This is a genomic window from Pseudomonas agronomica (assembly GCF_025917275.1).
Taxonomy (GTDB): domain Bacteria; phylum Pseudomonadota; class Gammaproteobacteria; order Pseudomonadales; family Pseudomonadaceae; genus Aquipseudomonas; species Aquipseudomonas agronomica.
This window is the reverse complement of record NZ_JAOSHO010000464.1, coordinates 1-3,890: the sequence shown is the minus strand read 5'-3', so window position 1 is coordinate 3,890 and position 3,890 is coordinate 1. Positions and strand designations below refer to the sequence as shown.

3 protein-coding genes are annotated in these 3,890 nt (G+C 61.9%); 1 reads left to right on the top strand and 2 read right to left on the bottom strand.

The genetic code is table 11. The annotated features are described in order from the left end of the window. Nucleotides 1-43: 43 nt before the first annotated feature. Together OC610_RS22745 and OC610_RS22740 are read right to left on the bottom strand one after the other, a co-directional pair. Nucleotides 44-655 (bottom strand): glutathione S-transferase, encoded by a 612-nt coding sequence (locus OC610_RS22745; protein ID WP_264430968.1) that lies wholly within the window; start codon nucleotides 653-655, stop codon nucleotides 44-46. A 32-nt stretch (nucleotides 656-687) separates the two neighbouring features. After that, nucleotides 688-1,608: a MurR/RpiR family transcriptional regulator gene (locus tag OC610_RS22740; protein ID WP_264430965.1), complete on the bottom strand. Its 921-nt coding sequence runs from the start codon at nucleotides 1,606-1,608 to the stop codon at nucleotides 688-690. A 312-nt stretch (nucleotides 1,609-1,920) separates the two neighbouring features. On the opposite strand from OC610_RS22740, the gene OC610_RS22735 reads away from it, so the two are divergent. Next, nucleotides 1,921-3,858 carry a bifunctional 5-dehydro-2-deoxygluconokinase/5-dehydro-2-deoxyphosphogluconate aldolase gene (locus OC610_RS22735; RefSeq protein ID WP_264430962.1) on the top strand — a complete coding sequence of 646 codons (1,938 nt, stop codon included), beginning with the start codon at nucleotides 1,921-1,923 and terminating at the stop codon, nucleotides 3,856-3,858. Nucleotides 3,859-3,890 lie beyond the last annotated feature (32 nt).

Here is a 3,890-nt window from a genome sequence, read left to right as displayed (position 1 = left end):
TTCGCGAGCAGGCTCGCTCCCACACAGGGACGTAATCAGCCGGTTATTCCACCGGTGTGCTGAGGAACGCTTCCAGCCCCTCGGCGTAGGCGGTGAATGCGCTGATCTGTGGGAAGGCTTTGCCTTCGACCTGGTCCGCGACCAGGAGGTTGGTGAAGGTCCATGCCACGGCGACGGTGATGCCGGCCTGGTCGATCGAGCCATCGGTGGGCAATGGCTGTTTTGCCAGCGCCTGCTCCAACCCGCCGTATGCCGCCAGCAGTTGGCCGCAGATCCGCTCGAGCCACGGACCGTGCTGGATTTCCGCCGGCCGCAGGGTACGTTCGTAATAGATCTGCACCGACTTCTCGCACGCCGCCAAGGCCAACCCGATCAGTTGCAACGAGCGCAACCGCTGCCCCGGATCGTTCGGCATCAGGCTGCGGGTTGGCCCGGCCAGGGCCTCCAGGTAATCGATGATCAACGTGGAATCCATCAACACCGAGCGATCGTCCAGCACCAGGGTCGGTGCCTTGACCACCGGGTTGATACTCTGGAAATGCTCGAAATGCCTGAACACCGACACCGATTCGTGCTCCAGGGCGATTCCCAGGCGTTTGGCGGAAATGGCGACGCGACGCACATAGGGCGAGTCCAGCATGCCGATCAGTTTCATGGCTTCTCCTTCAGCAATTTTCAGGTCGGGCATCAATCCTCGAAGCCGACCTGTTCATGAATTTCATCAACCTTGAGTTCAAGGCGGTAGGCCACGGCGATGAACAACGCCTGGCACAGGCACAACGTGGCGCTCAACGAACGGAACGCGAACGAGCTGCCTTCGTTGACCAGCAGCACCGCGTTGGCCCGCTTGGCCAGCGGCGACAGGTTGCTGTCGGTGATGATCAGCGTCTTGGCCTGGTGATGCTGGGCAATCCGCAAGCAGTGCTGGGTTTCCTTGCCGTAGGGCGTAAAGCTGATGGCGATCACCAGGTCATTGGCCCGCACGCTGCGCATCTGTTCGCGATAGCTGCCGCCCAGGCCGGACACCAGGTGAATGCGCTTGTTGGTGTGCTGCAGGTTGTAGACCAGGTAGTCGGCCACCGCGAATGAACGCCGCACGCCGACCACATAGATATTGTCGGCATTGACCACCAGGTCCACGGCTTTTTCGAACGCCTCGTCGTCCAGTTCCAGCCCCAGGCGCTCGATGCCTGACAGGGTCGCGTTGACACACTCGCGGGCCAGATCGCCGCCACTGGCCTTCTGCGACTTGTTGGCGATCATGCTGCGGATGCGCTGCTGGTAGTTCTGCACCGGCGTGGTCTTGTGGGTATAGGCCTCGCGGAACAAGGCCTGCATTTCACTAAACCCGCTGAAGCCGAAGCGCTGGGAGAACCGCACGATGGCCGAAGGGTGTACTTCGCATTCCCGAGCGATGTCGCTGATGCGATCAACCATGATCCGGTCGCTTTGCTGGCTCATGTAGCTGGCGATCCGCTTGAGCTGGCGCGGCAGGCTCTCGTATTCCTCGGTAATCAGTTGCAGCAGACGCTCGGCGTTGATCGGAGGGCTGGGGAGGGCGGCTTCGGACGCGCTCTCGGACGGCACCGGCAGATCGGGGCGGGTCATAGGAAATCCTTCTGGCTTGTTCTTATAGGGCAGCCCGCGGAAACGGGCCGCCCTCGACAATAGGTTGGCTGGTCGCAGTCTACAGCGTAGGCGCGGGGAAAATCATGGTTGAACGAAGTTGCAGCGCTTGCTGAAACGATGCACTGCGTCTGGCCCGGTTGAGCTGTAGAGTATTGGAAAAAATATTCCAATAGAAAAATATATGGAAAAAATATTGATTGTTGGCGCTCGCTCGTTTTAGTCTGCATCCACCAAAGCGCTGAGGTCGGTTCCGACGACCCGCGCAGGCTGATAAAAATAACAGGAGCCAGCATGGGCCAGACTCGTTTTGCCAGTGGGCGTCAATTGGATGTGATCTGCCTGGGACGCCTGGGCGTCGATCTCTACGCGCAGCAAGTCGGCGCGCGCCTGGAAGATGTTTCAAGCTTCGCCAAGTACCTGGGCGGATCATCGGCCAACATCGCCTTCGGCACGGCTCGCCTGGGGCTCAGGTCGGCGATGCTCAGCCGGGTCGGTGACGATCACATGGGGCGCTTCCTGGTGGAGTCCCTGGCGCGCGAAGGCTGTGACGTCAGCGCAATCAAGGTCGATCCTGAACGACTCACCGCCATGGTCCTGCTGGGTATCAAGGATCGCGAGACCTTTCCCCTGGTGTTCTACCGGGAAAACTGCGCCGACATGGCGCTGCGGGCCGAAGACATCGACGAAGCCTTCATCGCCTCCAGCAAGGCGCTGCTGATCACCGGCACCCACTTCTCCACCGAAGGCGTCTATGGCGCGAGCATCCAGGCGCTGGACCATGCGCGCAAACACAACGTCAAATGCGTCCTCGACATCGATTACCGTCCGGTCCTCTGGGGCCTGGCAGGCAAGGCCGATGGCGAAACCCGTTTTGTCGCCGATCGTAAAGTCAGCCAGCACGTGCAAGGCATCCTGCCGCGTTTCGACCTCATCGTCGGCACCGAAGAAGAGTTCCTGATTGCAGGTGGCAGCGAAGATCTATTGACCGCACTGCGGACAGTGCGCTCGCTGACATCCGCCACCCTCGTGGTCAAGCTCGGCCCGCAAGGGTGCACGGTGATCCACGGTGAGATCCCAAGCCGACTGGAGGACGGTGCGCTTTATCCGGGCGTGCGGGTCGAGGTCCTGAATGTGTTGGGCGCAGGCGATGCGTTCATGTCGGGTTTTCTCGCCGGTTGGCTGGAAGACGCCAGCGATGAGCGCTGCTGCCAGTTGGCCAACGCCTGTGGCGGCCTGGTGGTGTCGCGCCATGCCTGCGCCCCGGCGATGCCGACCCGGGCCGAGCTCGATTATCTGTTCAAGAGCCCGGTGCCCATTACCCGGCCTGACCAGGATGCGGTGCTGCAACGGCTGCATCAGGTCAGCGTGCCGCGCAAGGCTTGGAAACAGCTGTTCATCTTTGCCTTCGACCATCGTTGGCAATTGGTGGAACTGGCGCAGAAGGGCGGTCGTGAACTGAGCTGCATCGGCGAACTCAAGCAACTGTTCATCCAGGCCGTGGAGCGGGTCGAAGCCGACCTGCAGCGCCAGGGCATCGAGGCCGACGTCGGGCTGCTGGCCGACCAGCGTTTCGGCCAGGATTCCCTCAACGCGGCCACCGGACGTGGCTGGTGGGTGGCGCGGCCCGTGGAGGTGCAGGGCTCGCGACCGCTGGCGTTCGAGCATGGGCGCTCCATTGGCAGCAACCTGATCGCCTGGCCGCAGGAACAGATCATCAAGTGCCTGGTGCAATTTCACCCCGACGACGAACCGCTGTTGCGCCTGGAGCAGGAGGCGCAGTTGATGGGCTTGTACAAGGCATCCCAGGTCAGCGGGCATGAACTGCTGCTGGAAGTCATCCCGCCGAAGGATCATCCATCGGCTCATCCGGATGTCCTTTATCGCGCGCTCAAGCGCCTCTACAACCTGGGCATCTTTCCGGCGTGGTGGAAGATCGAAACGCAGACGGCCGATGAGTGGAAACAGCTCGACGAGTTGATCCGGCAACGCGACCCGTACTGCCGTGGCGTCGTGCTGCTGGGTCTCAACGCGCCGGCGTCCGCGTTGGCCGAGGGCTTTCGCCAGGCCAGCCAGAGCACCACTTGCCGGGGGTTTGCCGTGGGCCGGACGATTTTCCAGGAACCGAGCCGGGCCTGGTTGGCCGGGGAAATCGATGATGAAACGTTGATCCGGGACGTGCAGGGGCGGTTTGTGGAGTTGATCGAGGCGTGGCGTGCTGCGCGGGCCTGAAGGGGCTCTTGTGGCGAGGGAGCTTGCTCCCG